The organism is Jiangella mangrovi (genome assembly GCF_014204975.1).
GTDB classification, from domain to species: Bacteria; Actinomycetota; Actinomycetes; order Jiangellales; family Jiangellaceae; genus Jiangella; species Jiangella mangrovi.
Genome location: NZ_JACHMM010000001.1, coordinates 7,007,804 through 7,027,231, shown reverse-complemented (window position 1 = coordinate 7,027,231; position 19,428 = coordinate 7,007,804). Strand labels below are relative to the sequence as shown.

General features: G+C 72.6%; 17 protein-coding genes and 1 pseudogene. 13 read left to right on the top strand and 5 right to left on the bottom strand.

Annotated features, from left to right (window positions below; all coding sequences use genetic code 11):
* Positions 1-30: 30 nt before the first annotated feature.
* The gene (locus HD601_RS32360) at positions 31-1,257 is read left to right on the top strand and encodes a deoxyguanosinetriphosphate triphosphohydrolase (protein WP_184829078.1); all 1,227 of its coding nucleotides are present in this window, start codon (positions 31-33) and stop codon (positions 1,255-1,257) included.
* A gap of 26 nt (positions 1,258-1,283) precedes the next feature.
* On the opposite strand, the gene HD601_RS32355 is transcribed toward HD601_RS32360, so the two are convergent.
* Complete coding sequence (locus HD601_RS32355) at positions 1,284-2,084, bottom strand: Fpg/Nei family DNA glycosylase (RefSeq protein ID WP_184829076.1); 801 nt, start codon at positions 2,082-2,084, stop codon at positions 1,284-1,286.
* Positions 2,085-2,152: 68 nt separating this feature from the next.
* Between HD601_RS32355 and dnaG the strand changes: the two are divergent.
* Positions 2,153-5,023, top strand: a pseudogene (gene dnaG, locus HD601_RS32350) (DNA primase); the annotation flags it as partial.
* 12 nt (positions 5,024-5,035) lie between these two features.
* On the opposite strand, the gene HD601_RS32345 reads toward dnaG, so the two are convergent.
* Genes HD601_RS32345 through HD601_RS32335 form a run of 3 tightly spaced genes read right to left on the bottom strand, consistent with a single transcriptional unit; the run spans position 5,036 to position 7,310 of the window.
* Entirely contained in the window at positions 5,036-6,076 is a 1,041-nt protein-coding gene (locus tag HD601_RS32345) for a hypothetical protein (RefSeq protein ID WP_184829072.1), read from the bottom strand.
* Positions 6,077-6,101: 25 nt separating this feature from the next.
* The gene (locus HD601_RS32340) at positions 6,102-6,584 is read right to left on the bottom strand and encodes a SigE family RNA polymerase sigma factor (protein WP_184829070.1); all 483 of its coding nucleotides are present in this window, start codon (positions 6,582-6,584) and stop codon (positions 6,102-6,104) included.
* A 54-nt stretch (positions 6,585-6,638) separates the two neighbouring features.
* Complete coding sequence (locus HD601_RS32335; RefSeq protein ID WP_184829068.1) at positions 6,639-7,310, bottom strand: RraA family protein; 672 nt, start codon at positions 7,308-7,310, stop codon at positions 6,639-6,641.
* 67 nt (positions 7,311-7,377) lie between these two features.
* Here HD601_RS32335 and HD601_RS35260 point away from each other — a divergent pair, with 67 nt between their 5' ends.
* The 7 genes from HD601_RS35260 to HD601_RS32305 all read left to right on the top strand — a co-directional run bounded on the left by HD601_RS35260 (position 7,378) and on the right by HD601_RS32305 (position 13,246).
* Positions 7,378-7,512 (top strand): hypothetical protein, encoded by a 135-nt coding sequence (locus HD601_RS35260; protein WP_281386385.1) that lies wholly within the window; start codon positions 7,378-7,380, stop codon positions 7,510-7,512.
* A 31-nt stretch (positions 7,513-7,543) separates the two neighbouring features.
* Positions 7,544-8,197, top strand: coding sequence for a DsbA family protein (locus HD601_RS32330; protein WP_184829065.1), 654 nt, complete (start codon positions 7,544-7,546; stop codon positions 8,195-8,197).
* A gap of 49 nt (positions 8,198-8,246) precedes the next feature.
* Positions 8,247-9,632: a xylulokinase gene (gene xylB, locus HD601_RS32325; RefSeq protein WP_184829063.1), complete on the top strand. Its 1,386-nt coding sequence runs from the start codon at positions 8,247-8,249 to the stop codon at positions 9,630-9,632.
* Positions 9,633-9,731: 99 nt separating this feature from the next.
* A complete protein-coding gene (locus HD601_RS32320; protein WP_184829061.1) occupies positions 9,732-10,880 on the top strand; it encodes an LLM class flavin-dependent oxidoreductase in 1,149 nt (382 codons plus the stop codon).
* Positions 10,877-11,524 (top strand): FMN reductase, encoded by a 648-nt coding sequence (locus HD601_RS32315; protein WP_184829059.1) that lies wholly within the window; start codon positions 10,877-10,879, stop codon positions 11,522-11,524. The genes HD601_RS32320 and HD601_RS32315 overlap by 4 nt, the downstream gene beginning before the upstream one ends.
* A gap of 61 nt (positions 11,525-11,585) precedes the next feature.
* The gene (locus HD601_RS32310; RefSeq protein WP_184829057.1) at positions 11,586-12,104 is read left to right on the top strand and encodes a SigE family RNA polymerase sigma factor; all 519 of its coding nucleotides are present in this window, start codon (positions 11,586-11,588) and stop codon (positions 12,102-12,104) included.
* Positions 12,104-13,246: a hypothetical protein gene (locus tag HD601_RS32305; protein WP_184829055.1), complete on the top strand. Its 1,143-nt coding sequence runs from the start codon at positions 12,104-12,106 to the stop codon at positions 13,244-13,246. Before HD601_RS32310 ends, HD601_RS32305 begins: the two co-directional genes overlap by 1 nt.
* Positions 13,247-13,256: 10 nt before the next feature.
* On the opposite strand, the gene HD601_RS32300 is transcribed toward HD601_RS32305, so the two are convergent.
* Positions 13,257-14,501, bottom strand: coding sequence for an ROK family transcriptional regulator (locus tag HD601_RS32300; protein ID WP_221441493.1), 1,245 nt, complete (start codon positions 14,499-14,501; stop codon positions 13,257-13,259).
* Between the two features lie 111 nt (positions 14,502-14,612).
* Between HD601_RS32300 and HD601_RS32295 the strand changes: the two genes are divergently transcribed.
* Genes HD601_RS32295 through HD601_RS32280 form a run of 4 tightly spaced genes read left to right on the top strand, consistent with a single transcriptional unit; the run spans position 14,613 to position 19,424 of the window.
* Positions 14,613-15,752 carry a Gfo/Idh/MocA family protein gene (locus tag HD601_RS32295; protein ID WP_184829054.1) on the top strand — a complete coding sequence of 380 codons (1,140 nt, stop codon included), beginning with the start codon at positions 14,613-14,615 and terminating at the stop codon, positions 15,750-15,752.
* Positions 15,749-17,281 carry a sugar ABC transporter ATP-binding protein gene (locus tag HD601_RS32290; RefSeq protein WP_184829052.1) on the top strand — a complete coding sequence of 511 codons (1,533 nt, stop codon included), beginning with the start codon at positions 15,749-15,751 and terminating at the stop codon, positions 17,279-17,281. Before HD601_RS32295 ends, HD601_RS32290 begins: the two co-directional genes overlap by 4 nt.
* The gene (locus HD601_RS32285; protein WP_184829050.1) at positions 17,278-18,384 is read left to right on the top strand and encodes an ABC transporter permease; all 1,107 of its coding nucleotides are present in this window, start codon (positions 17,278-17,280) and stop codon (positions 18,382-18,384) included. Before HD601_RS32290 ends, HD601_RS32285 begins: the two co-directional genes overlap by 4 nt.
* Positions 18,381-19,424 (top strand): ABC transporter permease, encoded by a 1,044-nt coding sequence (locus HD601_RS32280; RefSeq protein ID WP_184829048.1) that lies wholly within the window; start codon positions 18,381-18,383, stop codon positions 19,422-19,424. The genes HD601_RS32285 and HD601_RS32280 overlap by 4 nt, the downstream gene beginning before the upstream one ends.
* The last annotated feature ends 4 nt before the right edge of the window (positions 19,425-19,428 follow it).

Genomic DNA, 19,428 nt, shown 5'->3' with positions numbered 1-19,428 from the left:
GCGCGCCGGGCAGCGTAACCTCTGGCCGTGATGAGCGGCTACGACGACGCCGACCGCGAGCGGTGGGCGGCCGAGCCCCCGAAGCGGGCGGTGCGCACGGCGTTCGAGCGCGACCGGGCACGCGTCGTCCACTCGGCGTCGCTGCGTCGGCTGGCGGCCAAGACGCAGGTGGTGGCGCCCGGCAGCGACGACTTCGTCCGCAACCGGCTCACCCACTCCCTCGAGGTGGCGCAGGTCGGCCGCGAGCTCGGCAAGGAGCTCGGCTGCGACCCCGACGTCGTCGACGCCGCCTGCCTCGCGCACGACCTCGGGCATCCGCCGTTCGGGCACAACGGCGAGCAGGTGCTCGACGAGATCGCGGCCGGTATCGGCGGGTTCGAGGGCAACGCGCAGACGCTGCGGCTGCTCACCCGGCTCGAGGCGAAGGCCGCACACCCCGACGGCCGGTCGGCCGGGCTGAACCTCACCCGGGCCAGCCTCGACGCCTCGACCAAGTACCCGTGGCGCCGCGGCGAACGCGAGGGCCGCAAGTTCGGCGTCTACGACGACGACGCCGAGGTGTTCGGCTGGCTGCGTGACGGCGCCGCCGGCGATCGCCGCTGCCTCGAGGCGCAGGTCATGGACTTCTCCGACGACGTCGCCTACTGCGTCCACGACGTCGAGGACGCCATCGTGGGCGGCCGGCTGCAGGTGGGCGGGCGCCTCGACGACGCAGATGAGCGCACGCGGGTGGCCGGGCTGACCCGCGAGTGGTACCTGCCCGACGCCGAGGCCGAGGAGATCACCGAGGCACTGGACCGGCTGCGCGCGCTGCCGTACTGGGTCGCGTCGTACGACGGCCGGCTGCGGTCGCTGGCGGCGCTGAAGGACATGACGAGCCAGCTGATCGGCCGCTTCTGCGACGACGCCGAGCGGGCGACGCACGCTTCGTACGGCGGTGGGAGCCTGACCCGCTACGCGGCCGACCTCGTGGTGCCGCGGGCGACCCGGGTCGAGGTGGCGGTGCTCAAGGGCCTGGCCGCCGTCTACGTCATGACGGCGTCGGACCGGGCGCCCATCTACGCCCGGCAGCGGGAGCTGATCGAGGAGCTCGTGTCGGCGCTGCGGCTGCGCGCCCCGGGGTCGCTGGAGCCGGCGTTCCAGGAGGCCTGGTCCACCGCCGCCGACGACGCCGCCCGGCTCCGGGTCATCGTCGACCAGGTCGCCTCCCTGACCGACGACTCCGCCGTCGCCCTGCACACTCAGCTCACCCGCTGACCGGCCGGCAGGGCCGGTCGCCGTCGTCACTCCGACTGGCAGCGCGGGCACCAGACCGTCGTGCGGCCGCCGAGCCGCGTGCGCCGCAGCGGCGTCCCGCACCGCGGGCAGACGCCGTCACGGTCGTCGCGGTGGCCGGTGAGCCAGTCGTCCCTGCCGGGCACCCGTCCCACCCGCGTCGAGCGGTCCAGAACGGTGGTCATGGTGCGGTGCAGACGGCGCCGGTCGGCGTCGGTGAGGTCCAGGGTGCCTCGGCGAGGATGGATGCGGGCCTGCCACAGGATCTCGTCGGCCAGCAGGTTCCCCAGCCCCGCGACGACGGCCTGGTCCGTCAGCGCGGGCTTGAGGGTGCGCTGCCGGCGGGCGAGGCGCCGGCCGAGCTCGGCGGCACCGATCCGCGCGGCGTCCGGGCCGAGGCCGGCGAGCAGCGAGCCGACGCCGTCGTCGTCGGGGACGAGCCGGATGCCCTGCAGCTTGCGCAGGTCGCGGTAGCGCAGCTCGCGGGAGCCGGCGCTGATGATGACACGGTCGAGACGGTGCCGATCGGCGTCGGCGTCGATCCAGGTCAGAGAGCCGGTCATGCCGAAGTGGAAGACCACGCTCGGCTCGTCGAGGCGGTGCCGCGGGCCGGCTCGGAGCGGTCCGATCAGCCACTTGCCGTGCCGGCGCGGACCGGCGAAGGCGGCTCCCACCAGCGCGTCGCGCAGCTCGCCGCCGTCGACGCCCCGGAGCACGCCCGCATCGAGCACGTCGACGCCGTCGATCCGTCGTCCGGCCGCTCTGCTCAGCACCCGGCGGAAGCCCTCGACGTCCGGAAGCTCCGGCATGCCCGGATCCGTACCCCGGACGGCCGGTCACATAGGCCGCGCGAGGCCGGCGGTCGTAGACTCTGCGCGTGGCAGGTCGAATCCGGGACGAGGACATCGCGGCCATTCGCGAGCGCGCCCGCATCGACGTCATCGTCGGCGAGTACGTCGCGCTGCGCAACGCGGGCGGCGGGTCGCTCAAGGGCCTCTGCCCCTTCCACGACGAGAAGTCGCCGTCTTTCCACGTCACGCCCGCGCGCGGATTCTTCCATTGCCTCGCGGGTGAGACAGAGGTCCTCACCTGGGACGGTCCGCGACCCATACGTGAGCTGGCAGGTGGAACGCATCGCATCCTGAACCGCCATGCTGACTGGGTCGAGGCTCCGTTCAAGTCCTACGGCGTCCAACCTCTGCTGAAGATCACGCTCACGAGGAATCGTCAGGTCAAAGAGATCTACGCGACCGATGAGCATCGGTGGTTCGTGCGCTCTGGTGCGACTTTGAGGTCCACACGCGAAGTACTGACCAAGGAACTGCGGCCAGGCTCGAAGCTAGCGTTCACATATCCGCGATCACGCATCGCGCGTACGACTCCCTCGCCATTCGGCATAGCCCATGGCATCACCTTCGGCGACGGCACGCGCAACGGCACTGGCACCATGGCTCTGCTGTGTCCGCCAAAAGACACTGCACTGCTGAAGTGGTTCCCCCACAGTCACACCAGCGCCTCGGGCCCGAACATGTTGGTCCATCATCTGCCGCGCTTCTTCAAGGACCTTCCGGACCTGGACGAGTCGACTCCGTACCTCTACGGCTGGCTTGCAGGCTATTTCGCCGCCGACGGCTGTGTGGCGGCCGACGGGACGGTCATCCTCAACTCAGCGCGGCGGGAGCACCTCGAGTTCGTACGCACGCTCTGCATGCGGCTGGGGATCGGCACATTCGGGATCACCAAGCAGACTCGCCAAGGCTTCGAAGGCCGGGAGCCGAGCGACATCTTCCGGATCCATCTAGTCAATGACGATCTCACCGACGAGTTCTTCCTCATCCCTGAGCACAGGCAGCGTTTCGTCTCAGCGCACAAGAAATACACCCGCCGGGGTTGGGTGGTGCGGTCGGTGGAGACGACGGATCGCGTCGAGGAGGTCTTCTGCGCCGAGGTCGGGGACGGACATGCCTTCGTGCTGGCGGACAACATCCTGACCGGCAACTGTTTCGGCTGTTCTGAGGGCGGCGACGTCATCAGCTTCGTGCAGAAGATCGACCAGCTCTCGTTCACCGAGGCGATCGAGCGGCTGGCCGACAAGGTCGGCATGCAGCTGCGCTACGAGGAGACGGGGTCCGGGCCGGCGCCGCGGCAGAACCGCGAGCAGCGCACCCGGCTGGTCGAGGCGCACCGTGTGGCCGCCGAGTACTACGCCGAGCAGCTGGCCGGGTCGCCGGAGTCGACGATCGGCCGGCGGTTCCTCGACGAGCGCGGGTTCGACCAGGAGGCGGCGCAGCGCTTCGGCGTCGGCTACGCCCCGCAGGGCGGCGACGTGCTGCGCAAGCACCTGCGGCAGAAGGGGTTCAGCGACCACGAGATCATCACCGCGGGGCTGGTCGCGCAGGGTCGCAACGCGCCCTACGACCGGTTCCGCGGCCGGCTGGTCTGGCCCATCCACGACCTGCTGGGCGACGTCGTCGGGTTCGGGGCGCGCCGCCTGTACGACGACGACCGCATCGAGGCCAAGTACCTCAACACCCCTGAGACGCCCATCTACAAGAAGAGCCACGTCCTCTACGGCGTCGACCTCGCCAAGAAGGACATCGCCCGCACCTCGCAGGCGGTCGTCGTCGAGGGGTACACCGACGTCATGGCCTGCCACCTGGCCGGCGTCACCACCGCCGTCGCCACCTGCGGGACGGCGTTCGGCGAGGACCACGCGCGGATCCTGCGCCGGCTGCTGCGCGACCAGGACGAGTACCGCGGCCAGGTCATCTTCACCTTCGACGGCGACGCCGCCGGGCAGAAGGCGGCGCTGCGGGCGTTCGAGGGCGACCAGCGCTTCGTCGGGCAGACCTACGTCGCCATCGACCCCGACGGCCTCGACCCGTGCGAGCGGCGGCAGACCTCGGGCGACCCCGGCGTGCGCGAGCTGATCGCCCGGCACCGGCCGCTGTTCGAGTTCGCGGTGCGCACCATGATCGACGAGTACGACCTCGAGAACGCCGAGGGCCGGGCCCGTGCACTGGACAAGGCGATCCCCTTTATCGCCCGCATCCGCGATCGCTCCGTCCGCGACCAGTACGCCGTCCGGTTGTCCGGCTGGGTCGGACCGCCGTCGGGCCATTCGGAGAACTGGGAACGCGACGTCGTGTCGCGCGTGCGCGCCGCGGCCGGCGTTCCGGACCGTCGCGCCGCCGGGGGTGGGCGTGGCCGCGCCGCCCCGCCACCGGCGGCCGGGCAACAGGCCCTCGGCGTGCCCGTTCACGGCAACGTCGACCCGCAGGCACTCGAGCTCGAGCGGGCGGCGCTGCGCATCGCCGTCCAGCGGCCCGCCCTGGCCGGCCCCACGTTCGACGACCTCGGGGCCGAGGCGTTCCTGTCGCCGGCCTACCGCGCGGTGCGCGAGACCGTCGCCAAGGCCGGCGGCTGCGCCACCCAGGCCGGTGGGCACGAGTGGGTCGAGGCGCTGCTGGCCGCGGCCTCCGACGAGTCGGCCCGGCACATCGTCACCCAGCTCGCCGTCGAGGCCATGCCCGTCGACGAAGGCTCCGTCCAGCGCTACGCCGACTCCGTGGTGCTGCGGCTGCACGAGGTGTGGGTGTCGCGCCAGCTGGTCGCGCTGAAGGCCAAGCTGCAGCGCACCGACCCGTCGGCGCAGGTCGAGATCTACAACCGGCTCTTCGGCGAGCTGATGGCGCTCGAGAAGCACCGCCGCGACCTCCGCGAGCGGGGCATCGGCACCAGCGCCTGAGGATCCGCCGGCTCAGGACATGACGTCGATGGTCACGACGGCGCCCGACGGCAGTGTCCGCGTGGTGCCGTCCAGACCCGGCGCCACCTCGGGGCCGTCGACCAGGATCGTGAGCAGGCCCTCGACCGGCATGCTGATGATCTCTTGAACCCCGGCCGGATCGCTCGCCCACTCCGACGTGGTGTCCATGAACTCGTCGGCGAGGGCCTGCAGCTCCGCCTCCGGTGCGACAGCGGACCGGAACCACAGCTTCGACGCGGCCTCGTCGGCGGCCAAGGCCTGCTTCAGCTCGTTCTGGAACGCCTGGGCCGCGGCCGGGTCGACGGAGTCGACGATGCCCACGATCACCGCCGCGCCCTGCCGGCTCCACTGCCGGAAGCCCGCGTCGAACTCCGGACGTGCGGCCAGCATCGGCTCGATGATCGACAGGGTGACGTCCCGGCCACCCGGGCCGGGATCGGTGCCGGGAGTCAGCGAGATGCCGGGATTGGCGGACCACACGTGGTCGGCGGCGCACGGGTGCTCCGGATCGATCGAGCCGCCCACGCCGCCGCCCAAGGAGATGCCCTGACCCTCGCGCGCGACGACGGCGCCGTTGTGGTCGTACAGCACGGCGCGGCCCTCGGCGTCGCGCGCCGCGGTGGAACCGGCAGGCCACACGACCGCCAGGAGCTCCCCGACGCTCGACTCGAGCACCAGGCAGTTCCGGTCGTCCACGGCGAGCGTGCCCTCCTGCAGCCCCATGAGGCGGGCCACGTTGAGGCCCGGACCCAGGGAGTCCGGCACACCGGGCGGTGCCATGAGCAGGACCTCGTTCTCGGGCTGCGAGACGACGCCGTCGGCCGTGTCGCCGGGCGGGTCGGCCCACAGCAGCAGTCCGCCGGCGACGACGGCCAGCCCGCCGGTCACCCCGGCGGCCGTGGCGATGCGGCGGCGGAGCACCCGCCGCCGTCCGTGCCGCACCGCGACCCCCACCACGGCGGCGTCGACGTCGACCTGTGTCACCTCGGCGTGCAGGCGCTCGGCCAGCTCGCGTTCGTCGTTCACCGTCATCGCGGACCTCCCCGGTCGTCGTCGGTCATCGCAACTCGCCTTCCACGGCGCCGGCGCGCAGGTGGGCAAGCGCCCGGGCGGCCTGGCTGCGCACGGTGCCCTCGCTGCACCCGAGCAGCGCGGCGATCTGGGGGTCCGGCAGGTCGCAGTAGTAGCGCAGCACCACGACCGCGCGCTGCCGCGCCCCCAGCTCGGCCAGCGCGGCCGACAGCGCCGAGCGGTCGACCACGTCCGGAACGGTGTCGATGCCCTCCGGGCTCGCCGCGAGCCGGTCGCGCTGCGTTCGCCGTGCCCGGGATCGAGCGGCGGAGATGTGCGTGTTCACCAGCATGGCCCGCACGTAGGCGTCCGGATCGTCGGCCCGGCTGACCTTGCGCCAGCCCACGTAGGCCTTGGTCAGCGTCTCCTGCAGCAGGTCGTCGGCGTCGGCGTGATTCCCGGCCAGCAGGACGGCGATGCGTTTGAGCCGCACCAGCCTGCTGCCGGCCCACTCCTCGAACGTCTCCACGGCGCCTCCCCGGCCTCACCCCTGGGACGCCGCCGGATCACCGTCCGTTGCACGCTAGACGTGGCCGAAGCGGGCGAGCGCCTCGACCAGGGTGAGTCCCTCCTGCAGCGCCGCCCGGATCGAGACCTCCGTCGCCGTCAGCCGCTCCGCGGCCTCCAGCACCTGCGAGACCAGCGAGGACGGCACCACGATGGCGCCGTCCTCGTCGGCGAGCACGAAGTCGCCGGGCTCGACCGACACCCACGCCGTCGTCGCGCCGCGTAGGTAGACCGGCTCCTGCCAGCCGGTGACCGCCCACCGCCCGATCGACTGCACCGGCGTCCGGTAGCGGGCGAACACCGGGAAGTCGTGCCGGCGCAGCCAGCGCAGGTCGCGCACCCCGCCGTCGACGAGGGCGCCGACGCAGCCGCGCTCGCGCAGTCCCAGCGCGATCAGCTCGCCGAAGTAGCAGACGCCGTGCCCGTCGCCGGCCCAGACGGCGACCTCGTCGGGGCCGATGCCCTGACAGGCCTCCATCTTGGCCGCGTCGCCGCCACCCGAGTACGGGCGCATCTGGCCGCGGATCGTGTACGCCCAGCCGGCCACCCGCTCGCCCGACACCGCCGCCAGCGACGGCGCCAGCCCCTGGTCGGGCCGGCCGAATCCGTCCAGGACGTCGGCGACGTTCGACGTGTCGACGGCGGCGAAGCGCCGGCGGATCTCTGCTCGCTGCTCTGGCGTGTGCACGCCGCATTCTCGCGCACATCACGGCGGCGACGGGAATGCGCCCGTACCCGTTGACGCTTCAACCATCATGAGCGAACCGCGGGACCTGACGGCCACGACCGACATCGGCGACACGCCGGCGCCACCCGCGCTCATCGTGCTCGGCACCCCCGACGGCGCCACCGACGCCGGCGAGTGCGCCGACGGCTTCTGCGCCGTCTGAGCGATCCCCCAACGAAGAGGAGAACACGACAGTGCTGGTCGAGGTGTGGTCGGACTTCGTCTGCCCGTGGTGCTACATCGGCAAGCGGCGGCTCGAGACCGCGCTGGGCCGGTTCGAGCACGCCGGCGACATCGAGATCGTGTGGCGCAGCTTCCAGCTGGACCCGTCCACCCCGCCCGGCGCCGACGGCCCGGTGTCGGAGAGCCTGCGGACGAAGTACGGCGTCAGCGCCGAGCAAGTCGTGCAGATGAACGAGCGGGTCACCACGCTCGCCGCCGCCGAGGGCCTCGACTACCACCTCGACACCGCCCGGGTCGCCAACACGTTCGACGCGCACCGGGTCGCGCACCTGGCCCGCGAGCACGGCGTCGGCCCGGAGCTGCACGAGCGGCTCATGCACGCGCACCTCATCGAGTCCGTGCATCTGGGCACTCCGGAGAACGTGGTCCGCCTGGCGGCCGAGGTGGGCGTGCCCGAGGACGAGACCCGCAAGGTGCTCGACGGCGACGCCTACGCCGACGACGTCCGCGCCGAGATCGACCTGGCCCGCCAGTTCGGCGCGAGCGGCGTCCCGTTCTTCGTCATGGGCCGCACCCACGGCGTCTCGGGCGCGCAGCCGGTCGAGGTGTTCGACGGCGCCCTCGCCGAGGCCTACCGCCGCGCCAGCGCCCCCGCCGCCCAGTAGTCAGCCCCGCGCTCGCGCGCACGACCGGCTGCCGGGCATGATGCGGGGCATGACCCTCGTCGCTGGCGTCGACTCGTCCACCCAGTCCTGCAAGATCGTCCTCGTCGACAGCGACGACGGCACCGTCGTCGAGTCCGGGCGGGCGGACCACCCCGACGGGACCGAGGTCGACCCCCGCGCCTGGTGGGACGCCCTGGGCAAGGCCGGCGACGGCCTGCTCGACCGGGCCGCGGCGGTCGCCGTCGGCGGGCAGCAGCACGGCATGGTGGTGCTCGACGACGACGGCGACGTCGTGCGTCCCGCGCTGCTCTGGAACGACACCCGCTCGGCCGGCGCCGCCCGCGACCTGACGGCGGAGCTCGGCGGCCCCGCGGCCTGGGCCGAGGCCGTCGGGCTGGTCCCGGTCGCCAGCTTCACGGTCACCAAGCTGCGCTGGCTTGCCGAGCACGAGAAGGACAACGCCGCCCGGGTCCGCCAGGTCATGCTCCCGCACGACTACCTGACCTGGCAGCTGGCCGGCCGCCCGGCCGAGCCCACGACCGACCGCGGCGACGCCTCCGGCACCGGTTACTGGTCGGCCGCGACCGGCGAGTACCGCCCCGACCTGTTGGAGCTCGGCTTCGGCCGGGCGATCGGCGTCCCGCGCGTGGCTGCGCCGTCGGAGTCCGTCGGGACGACGGCGTCAGGCGCGGCCATCGCCCCCGGCACCGGCGACAACATGGGCGCCGCGCTGGGCCTGACGCTCGAGCCCGGCGACGTCGTCGTCTCGCTCGGCACCAGCGGCACCGCGTTCGCCGTCGCCGAGGCGCCGGTCGCCGACGCCACCGGCACGGTCGCCGGATTCGCCGACGCCACCGGCCGGCACCTGCCGCTCGTCGCCACTCTCAACGCCGCCCGGGTGCTCACCGCTGCCGCGACGCTGCTCGGCACCGACCTCGCCGGCCTCGACCGGCTCGCCCTCGAGGCGGAGTCCGGCGCCGGCGGCCTGGTGCTGCTGCCGTACCTCGACGGCGAGCGCACCCCCGACCTGCCGGACGCGACCGGCTCGCTGGTCAACCTCACCCGCGTCGCCATGACCCCGTCGAACCTGGCCCGCGCCGCCGTCGAGGGCATGCTCTGCGGCCTGGCCGACGGCGTCGACGCGCTCGCCGCGCAGGGCGTCACCGTGCGCCGGGTGCTGCTCATCGGCGGCGCCGCCAAGTCCGCCGCCGTCCGCGCCGTCGCCCCCGAGGTGTTCGGCGTCCCCGTCGTCGTGCCCGCGCCGGGGGAGTACGTCGCGCTCGGCGCCGCCCGGCAGGCCGCCTGGGCGCTCTCGGGCGCCGCGACCCCGCCCGCCTGGCCGCTCGACACCGAGACGACCCTCGAGCCCAGCGGCGACGGCGGCAGCCGGGTCCGTGACACCTACGCCGAGGCGCGCACACGACTGCACGGGTGAACCGAAGCGTGTCACCCTGGAATACGAGCACGCACCTTCCGGTTGTGGCGGGTACATTTGGTTGACACGTCAACATCCGGCGAGAGGGAGTGACGGAAGATGCAGTTCGGGATCTTCACGGTGGGCGACGTGACCACCGATCCCACCACGGGGCGAACCCCGACGGAGCACGAGCGGATCAAGGCGACGGTCGCGATCGCCAAGAAGGCGGAAGAGGTCGGCCTCGACGTCTTCGCGACCGGCGAGCACCACAACCCGCCGTTCATCGCCTCGGGGCCCACCACGACGCTGGCCTACATCGGCGCGCAGACCGAGCGGATCATCCTCTCGACGGCGACGACGCTGATCACGACCACCGACCCGGTGCTGATCGCGGAGAACTACGCCAAGCTGCAGCACCTCACCGACGGCCGCGTCGACCTCATGATGGGCCGCGGCAACACCGGCCCGGTCTACCCGTGGTTCGGCAAGGACATCCGCGACGGCATCGCGCTGGCTGTGGAGAACTACGCGTTGCTGCACCGGCTGTGGAGGGAGGACGTCGTCGACTGGCAGGGCCGGTTCCGCACCCCGCTGCAGGGCTTCACGTCGGTGCCGCGCCCGCTCGACGGTGTGCCGCCGTTCGTCTGGCACGGCTCGATCCGCAGCCCCGAGATCGCGGAGCAGGCCGCCTACTACGGTGACGGCTTCTTCCACAACAACATCTTCTGGCCGATGTCGCACACGAAGCAGATGGTCGCGCTCTACCGCCGCCGCTTCGAGCACTACGGCCACGGCGCGGCCGACACCGCCATCGTCGGGCTCGGCGGCCAGGTGTTCATGCGGCCCAACTCGCAGGACGCGGTGCGCGAGTTCCGGCCCTACTTCGACGTGGCGCCGGTCTACGGCCACGGCCCCTCGCTCGAGGAGTTCACCGAGCAGACGCCGCTGACGGTCGGCAGCCCGCAGCAGGTCATCGACCGGTACGCGGCCATGCGCGACGACGTCGGCCACTACCAGCGCCAGCTGTTCCTCATGGACCATGCCGGGCTCCCGCTCGACATCGTCCTCGAGCAGATCGAGATCCTCGGCACCGAGGTCGTGCCGGTGCTGCGCCGCGAGATGGCCACCGGCCGGCCGGCGCACATCCCCGACGCACCGACCCACGCGTCGCTGGTCGAGGCGGCCGGCGGCGGGCGCGACACGACGGTGCACGCCGTCGACGACGTCACCGGCCGGGTCGCGGACGCCGCGGAGGCCTCGCGATGACGACATCGACGACGCGCCGGGTGGCGGTCGTGTCGGCGGGGCTGCGCCAGCCGTCGTCGACGCGGCTGCTGGCCGACCGGCTCGCCGAGGCGGCGGGCCGGCAGTTCGCCGCGCGCGACGTCGATGTCGACCTGCGGGTCATAGAACTGCGCGAGTACGCGCACGACCTCACGAACCACCTGCTCAGCGGCTTCCCGAGCCCGACGCTCGGCGCGGCCATCGAGGCGGTGACGACGTCCGACGGGCTCATCGCCGTGTCGCCGATCTTCACCGCCTCCTACAGCGGCCTGTTCAAGACTTTCTTCGACGTGGTCGAGGCCGACGCGCTCGAGGGCATGCCGGTGCTGCTCGGCGCCACCGGCGGGACGGAGCGGCACTCTCTCGCGCTCGAGCACGCCATGCGGCCGCTGTTCACCTACCTGCACGCGATCGTCGTGCCGACGGCGGTCTACGCGGCCACCGCCGACTGGGGCGCGGAGACCGGCGGCGACGGTGACGGCGCCGGCGCACCCACGGGGCTGACGCGGCGCATCGAGCGGGGCGTGCGCGAGTTCGCCGACCTCGTGGCCGTCCGCCCACCCCGTCAGGCCGCCGACCCGTTCGCCGTCCCGACCCCCTTCGAGCAGCTCCTCGCCGAGAACTGACACACAACCGCCCGCCCGGGCCGCGCGTCTATCCTGCGACGGCCGAGAGAGGCGGAGACGGATGCGGGCGGAGCTCGAGGACTCGTTCCTCGCGGTGACCGGGGCGGAGCTGCCGCGGCTGCGGCGGCTGGCCTACGCGATGTGCGGTGACTGGCACCGGGCAGACGACCTCGTGCAGGACGCGCTGGAGCGGGTCTATGCCGCCTGGCCGCGGGCGCACGCCGCCAGCGACCCGGGCGCCTACTTGCGCACGACATTGGTGCGCCGCGCCATCAGCGAGACGCGGCGGCCCTGGTGGCGGCGGGAGTACACGCGTGAGGAGCTCCCGGAGGTGCCGTCCGGCGACCACGCCGACGGTATCGCCGCTCGTCTCGACCTCGCCGGCGCGCTCGCCGGGCTGACGGTCAAGCAGCGAGCGGTCGTGGTGCTGCGGTTCCTGGAGGACCGCTCGGTCGACGAGGTCGCGGCCATTCTGGGCGTCGGCCAGGGCACGGTGAAGCGGCAGACCCACGACGCGCTCGCCCGGCTGCGCCGCGATCTCACCGGGCAGTACGTGACGGAGAACGGCGGAGGTGCGTGATGACCGACGAGACGATCACCCGGGTACGCCGTGCGGCGGCCGCGACCGAGCCACCCGCTCCGTTCGACCTCGACGCGGTGGTGCGCGGCGGCCGGGCCCGGGTCCGCCGCCGCCGCATCGGCGCCGGCGCGGCCGTCGCCGCTCTTGCCGTCGTCGCCGTCGGCCTCGCCCTGCCGTCGTCGCCGATGTCGGTCGTCGACGGCGAGGTGGCGCGGCGGCCGCTCACGGAGGACGTCCCGCAGCCGGTGGTGGCCCCGGTCGTGGCGCCGGTCGTGGCCGACGACCCGATGAGGTCGGCGGTGTGGCGGGCCGTGGAGGACGCGTTGCCCGCCGACGTGTCACTCGCGGCCGACGTCAGCGGCGATCCGGTCGAGCCCACGCTGTCCTTGCAGCTCCAGCGCGGCGACGAGCGGTTCGCGGCCACCGTCATCGTGCACGAGGACCACGCCGACGCCTTCCGGCCGTGCAGCGAGCCGACGCCCGAGCTGGCCGTCACCGTGGCTCCGCGGCCTTGTGTCGAGGGTCAGGACGACGCGGGTCGCTGGCGGGTGGTGGCCGACGTGCTGGGCGGCGGCACCGGGCTGGTGTCGCTCCTGGACGGCACGCACGGCGTCCTGATGACCTGGGACGTCCGCGACGGTGTGACGCTGACCCGGGACGAGGCGACCGCGCTGGCCGAGGCCGCGCTCTCGGTCGCCGCCGAGGGCGGGATCGCCTGGTCGACCGGCGTGGACCTGGAGTCGGCCGCGGCCCGCTGGGAGGACGTCCGGGCGGGCGTCGAGGCCGAGCTGGGCCTGGGCCCGCTGACGGAACGAAGTCCGTTGGACGTCGACGTGGATCGCAACGGTCCCGGCTCCCTGGTCGGCCGATACGTGTTACCTGACGGCGTCGAGGTCGACGTCGAAGTGTGGCAACGCGCGGCGCCGTACGACGCGGTGTGCCCGGTGACTCAGGCGTGCAGCCCGTTCCCAGGCGCGAACGTCGAGACCGGGCCGGGCGGCACCGAGTACCAGGCCGTCAGCTCATCGATCGGCTCGCGCGTCGGCGTCGTGCTGCGCATCGCGAGCCGGCGTCAGGCGCCGGACGGCATGGTCGCCGCGGTGGAACGGGTGGTCGAGCTGCTGCCGCGCTGGGAGAACTGAGCGGACGTGGTCAGCTCATGGCGGCGGGCGCCGCCGCGGCCGACATGAGGACGTCGACCTGGGCCGGCGCGAGGGCGTGGTCGATGACCATGACCGCGGCGCCGATGATGCCGGCGCGGTCGCCGGTGCTGGACTGCACGATGCGCAGGTCCTGGGTGGCCAGCGGGAGCGAGCGCCGGTAGACGATCTCGCGCACGCCCGCGATCAGGTGCTCGCCGGCCTGCGAGAGCGAGCCGCCGATGACGATGACCGACGGGTTGAACAGGCTGACCGCGGCGGCCAGTACCTCGCCGATGTCGCGGCCGGCCTGCCGCAGCAGCTGCAGCGCCTCGATGTTGCCGCCGCGGGCCAGCCCCACGACGTCGAAGCTGGTGGAGGCCTCGATGCCGCGGGCGGCCAGCTTGGCGGCGATGGCGGCGCCGCTGGCGACGGCCTCGAGGCAGCCGGTGTTGCCGCAGCGGCAGACGATGTCGGCGCCGTGCGGCAGCTGCAGGTGGCCCATGTCGCCGGCCGCGCCCTGCGCGCCGCGGTGCAGCCGGCCGTCGCTGATGAGGCCGCTGCCGATGCCGGTGGCGACCTTGACGAACATCATGTGCGGCGCGTCGCTCCAGGCGACGTCGTGCTCGCCGAGCGCCATGATGTTGACGTCGTTGTCGACCAGCACGACGACGCCGCCGAAGCGGTCCTGCAGGTAGCCCTGCACGTCGAAGCCGTCCCAGCCGGGCATGATCGGCGGGCTGACAGGGCGGCCGGTGGAGTGCTCGACCGGGCCGGGCAGCCCGATGCCAACGCCCAGGAGGTCGGCGGGGTCGCGGCCGGCCTCGCGGATCAGTTCGTGGCCCACGCGGTCGACCCAGTCGAGGACGGTCTCGGGCCCGGCGGCGACCAGCAGGTCGTCGGCGGACTGGGCGAGCACCTGGGCGGCGAGGTCGGTGAGGGCGAGGCGGGCGTGCGTGGCGCCGATGTCGGCGGCCAGCACGTAGCGCGCGTTGGGGTTGAAGGCGAAGCGCGTGGGCGGCCGGCCGCCGGTGGAGGCGGCCTTGTCGGCCGGGCCGATGAGGTTGCTCGCGAGCAGCGCGTCGACGCGCTGGGTGACCGTCGAGCGGGCCAGCCCGGTCTCGGTGGCCAGTTCGGCACGCGTACGCGGCCGGCCGTCGCGCAGCAACTGGAAGAGGGACCCCGCCGAGTACATCGAGGTGCCGTCTGGCAGCACGTTTGCCGGCCGTGACGTCGTGACGCCTCCGCCTTCGAGCATGGCACTAGTGAAACACACCAGACTTCTTTCCGTGCAACATCCGGAGATGCGGTAATCGCCACGCAACTTTTGCTTGACGTGCGTGCAAAAGTGCCTCTAAGTTCCTCTGCCATGGCAGTGACTCCGATCACAGACCGCGAGGCCGGCGACGACCCCGTCTCGATGACGGGATACCGAGCAGCGATCGTCGGGACGGGCTTCATGGGCCGGGTGCACGCACGGGCGGTCCAGGTCGCCGGCGGCCGGGTGGTCGGGGCCGTCGGCTCCACCCCGGAGCGCGCCGCCGCGGCCCAGGGCGACCTGCAGGCCGACGCGGTCTTCGCCTCCCTCGACGAGCTGCTCGACACCGCCGACGTCGACGTCGTCCACGTCTGCACCCCCAACCACCTGCACGAACCGGTGGTGCTGGCCGCGCTCGCCGCCGGCAAGCACGTCGTATGCGAGAAGCCGCTGGCCATCTCCAGCACGGCCGCCGCGGCGATGACCGACGCCGCGCGCGAGGCGGGCCGGGTCGCCGCCGTCCCGTTCGTCTACCGCTTCCACCCGATGGTCCGCGAGGCCCGCGAGCGGGTCCGCTCCGGCGAGGTCGGCACCGTCTTCCTGGCCCACGGCAGCTACCTGCAGGACTGGCTGCTGCACCCCACCGACGACAACTGGCGGGTCGACCCCCACCTCGGCGGACCCACACGCGCGTTCGGCGACATCGGCTCGCACTGGTGCGACCTGCTCGAGTTCGTGACGGGGGAGCGGATCACCCGGATCGCGGCCCAGTCGTCGACGGTGAACAAGCTGCGCGGCGTCGACACCCTGCGCAACGTCACCACCGAGGACGTCGTCGTGGTCCAGTTCGCCACGGCGAGCGGCGCCATCGGCTCCGTCGTCGTCAGCCAGGTCTCGGCCGGGCGCAAGAACCGGCTGCTGCTCGAGGTGTCCGGGTCGCGCGGGTCGTTCTCGTTCGACCAGGAGAACCCCGAGCAGCTGTGGTGGGGCGGCCGCGAGCGCAGCAGCCAGCTGGTCCGCGACCCCGAGACGCTCAGCGCCCAGGCCGCCCGGTACGCCCGCGTTCCCGCCGGCCACGCCCAGGGCTACCAGGACTGCTTCGACGCGTTCGTCGCCGACACCCAGGCCGCGATCGTCGGCGCGACGCCCGACGGCCTGCCCACTTTCGACGACGGCCTGCGCGCGGCCCGGCTGGCCGAGGCCGTCATGACGTCGGCCGCCGAGGGCGAGTGGGTGGAGGTGCCCGCATGAGCTCTGACGTGGTGAGTCCCGCCACGACGCTGCTGCGGATGAGCGGCATCGAGAAGTCGTTCCTCGGGGTCCAGGTGCTGCACGGCGTCGACCTCGATCTGCGCGCGGGCGAGGTGCACGCGCTCATCGGCGAGAACGGCGCCGGCAAGTCGACGCTGATGAAGATCCTCGCCGGCGTCTACCAGGCGGACGGCGGCACCGTCGAGCTCGACGGGCAGAGCGTCCGGTTCGAGCACCCGCTGCAGGCGCAGCAGGCCGGTGTGTCGACGGTGTTCCAGGAGTTCAACCTGCTGCCGGAGCGCACCGTCGCCGAGAACGTGTTCCTCGGCCGCGAGCCGCGCCGCAACCGGCTGGTCGACGCGGGGCGGATGAACGCCGACACCCAGGCGCTACTGACCGACCTTGGGCTCACCTGGCTGCGACCGGAGACGCGGGTGCGTTCGCTGTCGGTGGCCGGCCAGCAGATCGTCGAGATCGTCAAGGCGCTGTCCTACGACGCGCGGATCATCTCGATGGACGAGCCGACCGCCGCGCTGGCCGACGAGGAGGTGGAACTGCTCTACCGCCTCATCGCGACGCTGAAGCAGCGCGGCGTCGCCATCCTCTACGTGTCGCACCGGCTCAAGGAGATCTTCGACCTGTCCGACCGCGTCACGATCCTCAAGGACGGCGCGCTGGTCGATACCGTCGCGACCGCCGACATCACCTCCGACGAGCTGGTCCGCAAGATGGTCGGCCGGCCGATCTCCAGCTTCTTCCCGGACAAGGTGCCGGGAACCGAACCCGGCGACGTCCGGCTCGAGATCCGCCAGGGCGGCAACGAGCAGGTCGACGGCATCGACCTGACGGTCCGCGGCGGCGAGATCGTGGCGCTGGCCGGGCTGCAGGGCAGCGGGCGGACCGAGATCGCGCACGCGCTGTTCGGGGTCGACCGGTTCACCCGCGGCGAGGTGCTGCTCGACGGCCGCCCGGTGACGCTGCGCTCGCCGCGGCAGGCCGTCCGGTCCGGGCTGGCGCTGGTCACCGAGGACCGCAAGGGCGAGGGCCTGGTGCTCAACCAGTCCGTCGCGGCCAACGCGCGGCTGGTGCTCGACGCCGTCCTGCCCCGCCGTGCGGCGCAGGGCGCCCGGCGCATTCCCGGCATCCTCAACTCGCTCGAGCTTGTCTCGCGCGGCAGCAGCCAGGAGGTGCGGTTCCTCTCCGGCGGCAACCAGCAGAAGGTCGTGCTGGCCAAGTGGCTGGCCACTGAGCCGAAGGTGATCGTGCTCGACGAGCCCACCCGCGGCATCGACGTCGGCGCGAAGGAACGCGTCTACACGCTCATGCGCGAGCTGTCGGCGCAGGGCGTGGCGATTCTCATGATCTCGTCCGAGCTGCCCGAGGTCATCGGCATGGCCGACCGCGTCGTCGTCCTGCGCGACGGCCGCATCGCGGGTCAGCTGACCGGCGGCCCCGGAGACATCGGCGAGGAGACCGTCATGGCCCTGGCGACGGGGCACGACGCCGCAACCAACGGGGAGCAGTCATGAGCCGCGCGGTCGCCGTCGCCGGGAGCACCCGCACCGCCCGCCGCCGTCTGGGCGCCACCGAGCTGGTGTGGCTGGCGCTCGCCGGGGTCGTGGTCATCGGCGCCATCCTGGTCGCCGTCGACGGACACAACCTGTTCAGCACCGCGAACACCCGCGACATGCTGACCCGGTCGAGCCTGCTCGGGTTCGTCGCCATCGGCCAGACGCTGGTGATCCTCTGCCGGTCGCTCGACCTGTCGGTCGGCTACGTCATGGCGCTGTGCAGCCTGATCGCCGCGACGACGATGAACGGCGACCCCGCCCGGGTGCCGCTGGCCATCGGCGCCGTCCTGGTGGTGGCCGCCCTGATCGGCCTGACCAACGGCCTGATCATCTCGGTGCTCAAGGTGAACCCGTTCATCGCGACGCTGGGCGTCGGGCTGATCATCAAGGGCTATCTCGACACCGAGTACCAGGGTCCGGCCGGCGACGTGCCGAGCTCGTTCCAGCAGTTCGGCTACAGCCGCATCGGCCCGGTCCCGCTGTCGACGATCGTCATGCTGGCCGTCGCCGTCGCCGGGATCCTGTTCCTGCGCAAGACCCGCACCGGCTACCACATGTTCGCCGTGGGCGGCAGCGAGGACGTCTCGCGGCTCTCGGGCATCCGCACCGGCCGGGTGATCGTGACGGCGCACGTGCTGTGCGCGGTCGCCGCGGGCCTGGCCGGCCTGCTGCTCGCGGCCCGGTTCGGCACCGGCAGCGCGCTGGTCTACGACTCCGGCTACGACCTCGACTCCATCGCCGCCGTCGTGCTCGGCGGGACGCTGCTCATGGGCGGGCGCGGCGGCATCGGCGGCACCATCGCCGGCGTGCTGATCCTGGCCGTGCTCGACACCGTCTTCAACATCCTCGAGGTCGACCCGTTCTTCAAGGACGTGCTGCGCGGCGTGATCATCGTCGCCGCCGTCGCCATCTACGCCCGCCGGCAGATCGACCGGAAGGCCAGCCGGGTCCGCTTCGGGGGTGACGGCGGCAGCGGCGGCTCCGCGCCACCCGGCCCGCCGCCACCGGACTCAGCACCCGGCGACCCCGTCCCGGCCGGCAGCACGGGAGGCACCAAGTGAGCGCCACGACCCAGCAGCCCTCCCGGCGCCCGAGCGTCGGCGACCTGCTCGCGCGTCTCTTCGGCGGCGGCAGCGGCACGGTGTTCGCGCTGCTCATCGTCGTGTTCGCGTGGATCTTCATCGTGAACCCGAGCTTCGCCGAGCCGCCGTCGCTGATGGCGTTCCTCAAGCAGGCCGCTCCGCTGATGATCCTCGCGATCGGCCAGTACTTCGTCATCGTGTCCGGCGAGTTCGACCTGTCGGTCGGGTCGCTGGTGGGCGCCCAGGTGGTCATCGCCGCGGCGCTGATCGACGGCGAGGAGGGCCGCACCGTCCCCGTCATCCTGCTGATGCTCGGGTTCGGCATCCTGGTCGGCCTGGTCAACGGGCTGGTCACGACGCTGCTGAAGGTGCAGTCGTTCATCACGACCCTCGGCATGATGCTGGTGCTCTACGGCGCCATCCGGTTGTGGACCGGCGGCGCACCCACCGGCGCCCTGTCCGAGGCGTTCCGCCAGCCCGGGCGCGGCGGCATCGACATGGCGGTCGTACGGCAACTGCCGTGGGCGCTGATGATCCTGCTCGGGATCGTCATCGTCGCCGTGGCGGTCATGCGCAGCTCGTACGGCCGCACGTTGATGGCCACCGGCGACAACGAGCGGGCGGCCGGGTTCGCCGGCGTCCGGGTCTGGCGGGTCCGCACCCTGGCGTTCGTCGCCTCCAGCGTCATGGCGACCCTCGCCGCGATCCTCATCGGCGGGTACGCGGGCGTCACGGCGCAGGTCGGCCAGGGCCTGGAGTTCACCGCGATCACCGCCGTGGTGCTGGGCGGTGTCGTGCTCGGCGGCGGCAAGGGCTCCGTCATCGCCGCCATGGCCGGTGCGCTCACGCTCGAGGCGCTGTTCGTCCTGTTCAACCAGCTGAGCTTGCCGTCGACCATCAGGCCGGCGGTCCAAGGCGTGATCATCATCGCGGCTGTCGCCTATGCGGCCCGTGAGAGGGCGCGTCCCCGGCACCACCAGGAAGTCCCGACCCAACCCCAACCCGCAACGCAGTCCTGACCCA

Coding starts and splice junctions, on each gene's coding strand:
- HD601_RS32305 (WP_184829055.1), top strand. CDS start 12,104: ATGACCGACGAGACGATCACCCGGGTACGCCGTGCGGCGGCCGCGACC.
- HD601_RS32345 (WP_184829072.1), bottom strand. CDS start 6,076: ATGACGGTGAACGACGAACGCGAGCTGGCCGAGCGCCTGCACGCCGAG.
- HD601_RS32300 (WP_221441493.1), bottom strand. CDS start 14,501: ATGCTCGAAGGCGGAGGCGTCACGACGTCACGGCCGGCAAACGTGCTG.
- HD601_RS32285 (WP_184829050.1), top strand. CDS start 17,278: ATGAGCCGCGCGGTCGCCGTCGCCGGGAGCACCCGCACCGCCCGCCGC.
- HD601_RS32360 (WP_184829078.1), top strand. CDS start 31: ATGAGCGGCTACGACGACGCCGACCGCGAGCGGTGGGCGGCCGAGCCC.
- xylB (WP_184829063.1), top strand. CDS start 8,247: ATGACCCTCGTCGCTGGCGTCGACTCGTCCACCCAGTCCTGCAAGATC.
- HD601_RS32295 (WP_184829054.1), top strand. CDS start 14,613: ATGGCAGTGACTCCGATCACAGACCGCGAGGCCGGCGACGACCCCGTC.
- HD601_RS32355 (WP_184829076.1), bottom strand. CDS start 2,084: ATGCCGGAGCTTCCGGACGTCGAGGGCTTCCGCCGGGTGCTGAGCAGA.
- HD601_RS32315 (WP_184829059.1), top strand. CDS start 10,877: ATGACGACATCGACGACGCGCCGGGTGGCGGTCGTGTCGGCGGGGCTG.
- HD601_RS35260 (WP_281386385.1), top strand. CDS start 7,378: ATGAGCGAACCGCGGGACCTGACGGCCACGACCGACATCGGCGACACG.
- HD601_RS32310 (WP_184829057.1), top strand. CDS start 11,586: ATGCGGGCGGAGCTCGAGGACTCGTTCCTCGCGGTGACCGGGGCGGAG.
- HD601_RS32290 (WP_184829052.1), top strand. CDS start 15,749: ATGAGCTCTGACGTGGTGAGTCCCGCCACGACGCTGCTGCGGATGAGC.
- HD601_RS32320 (WP_184829061.1), top strand. CDS start 9,732: ATGCAGTTCGGGATCTTCACGGTGGGCGACGTGACCACCGATCCCACC.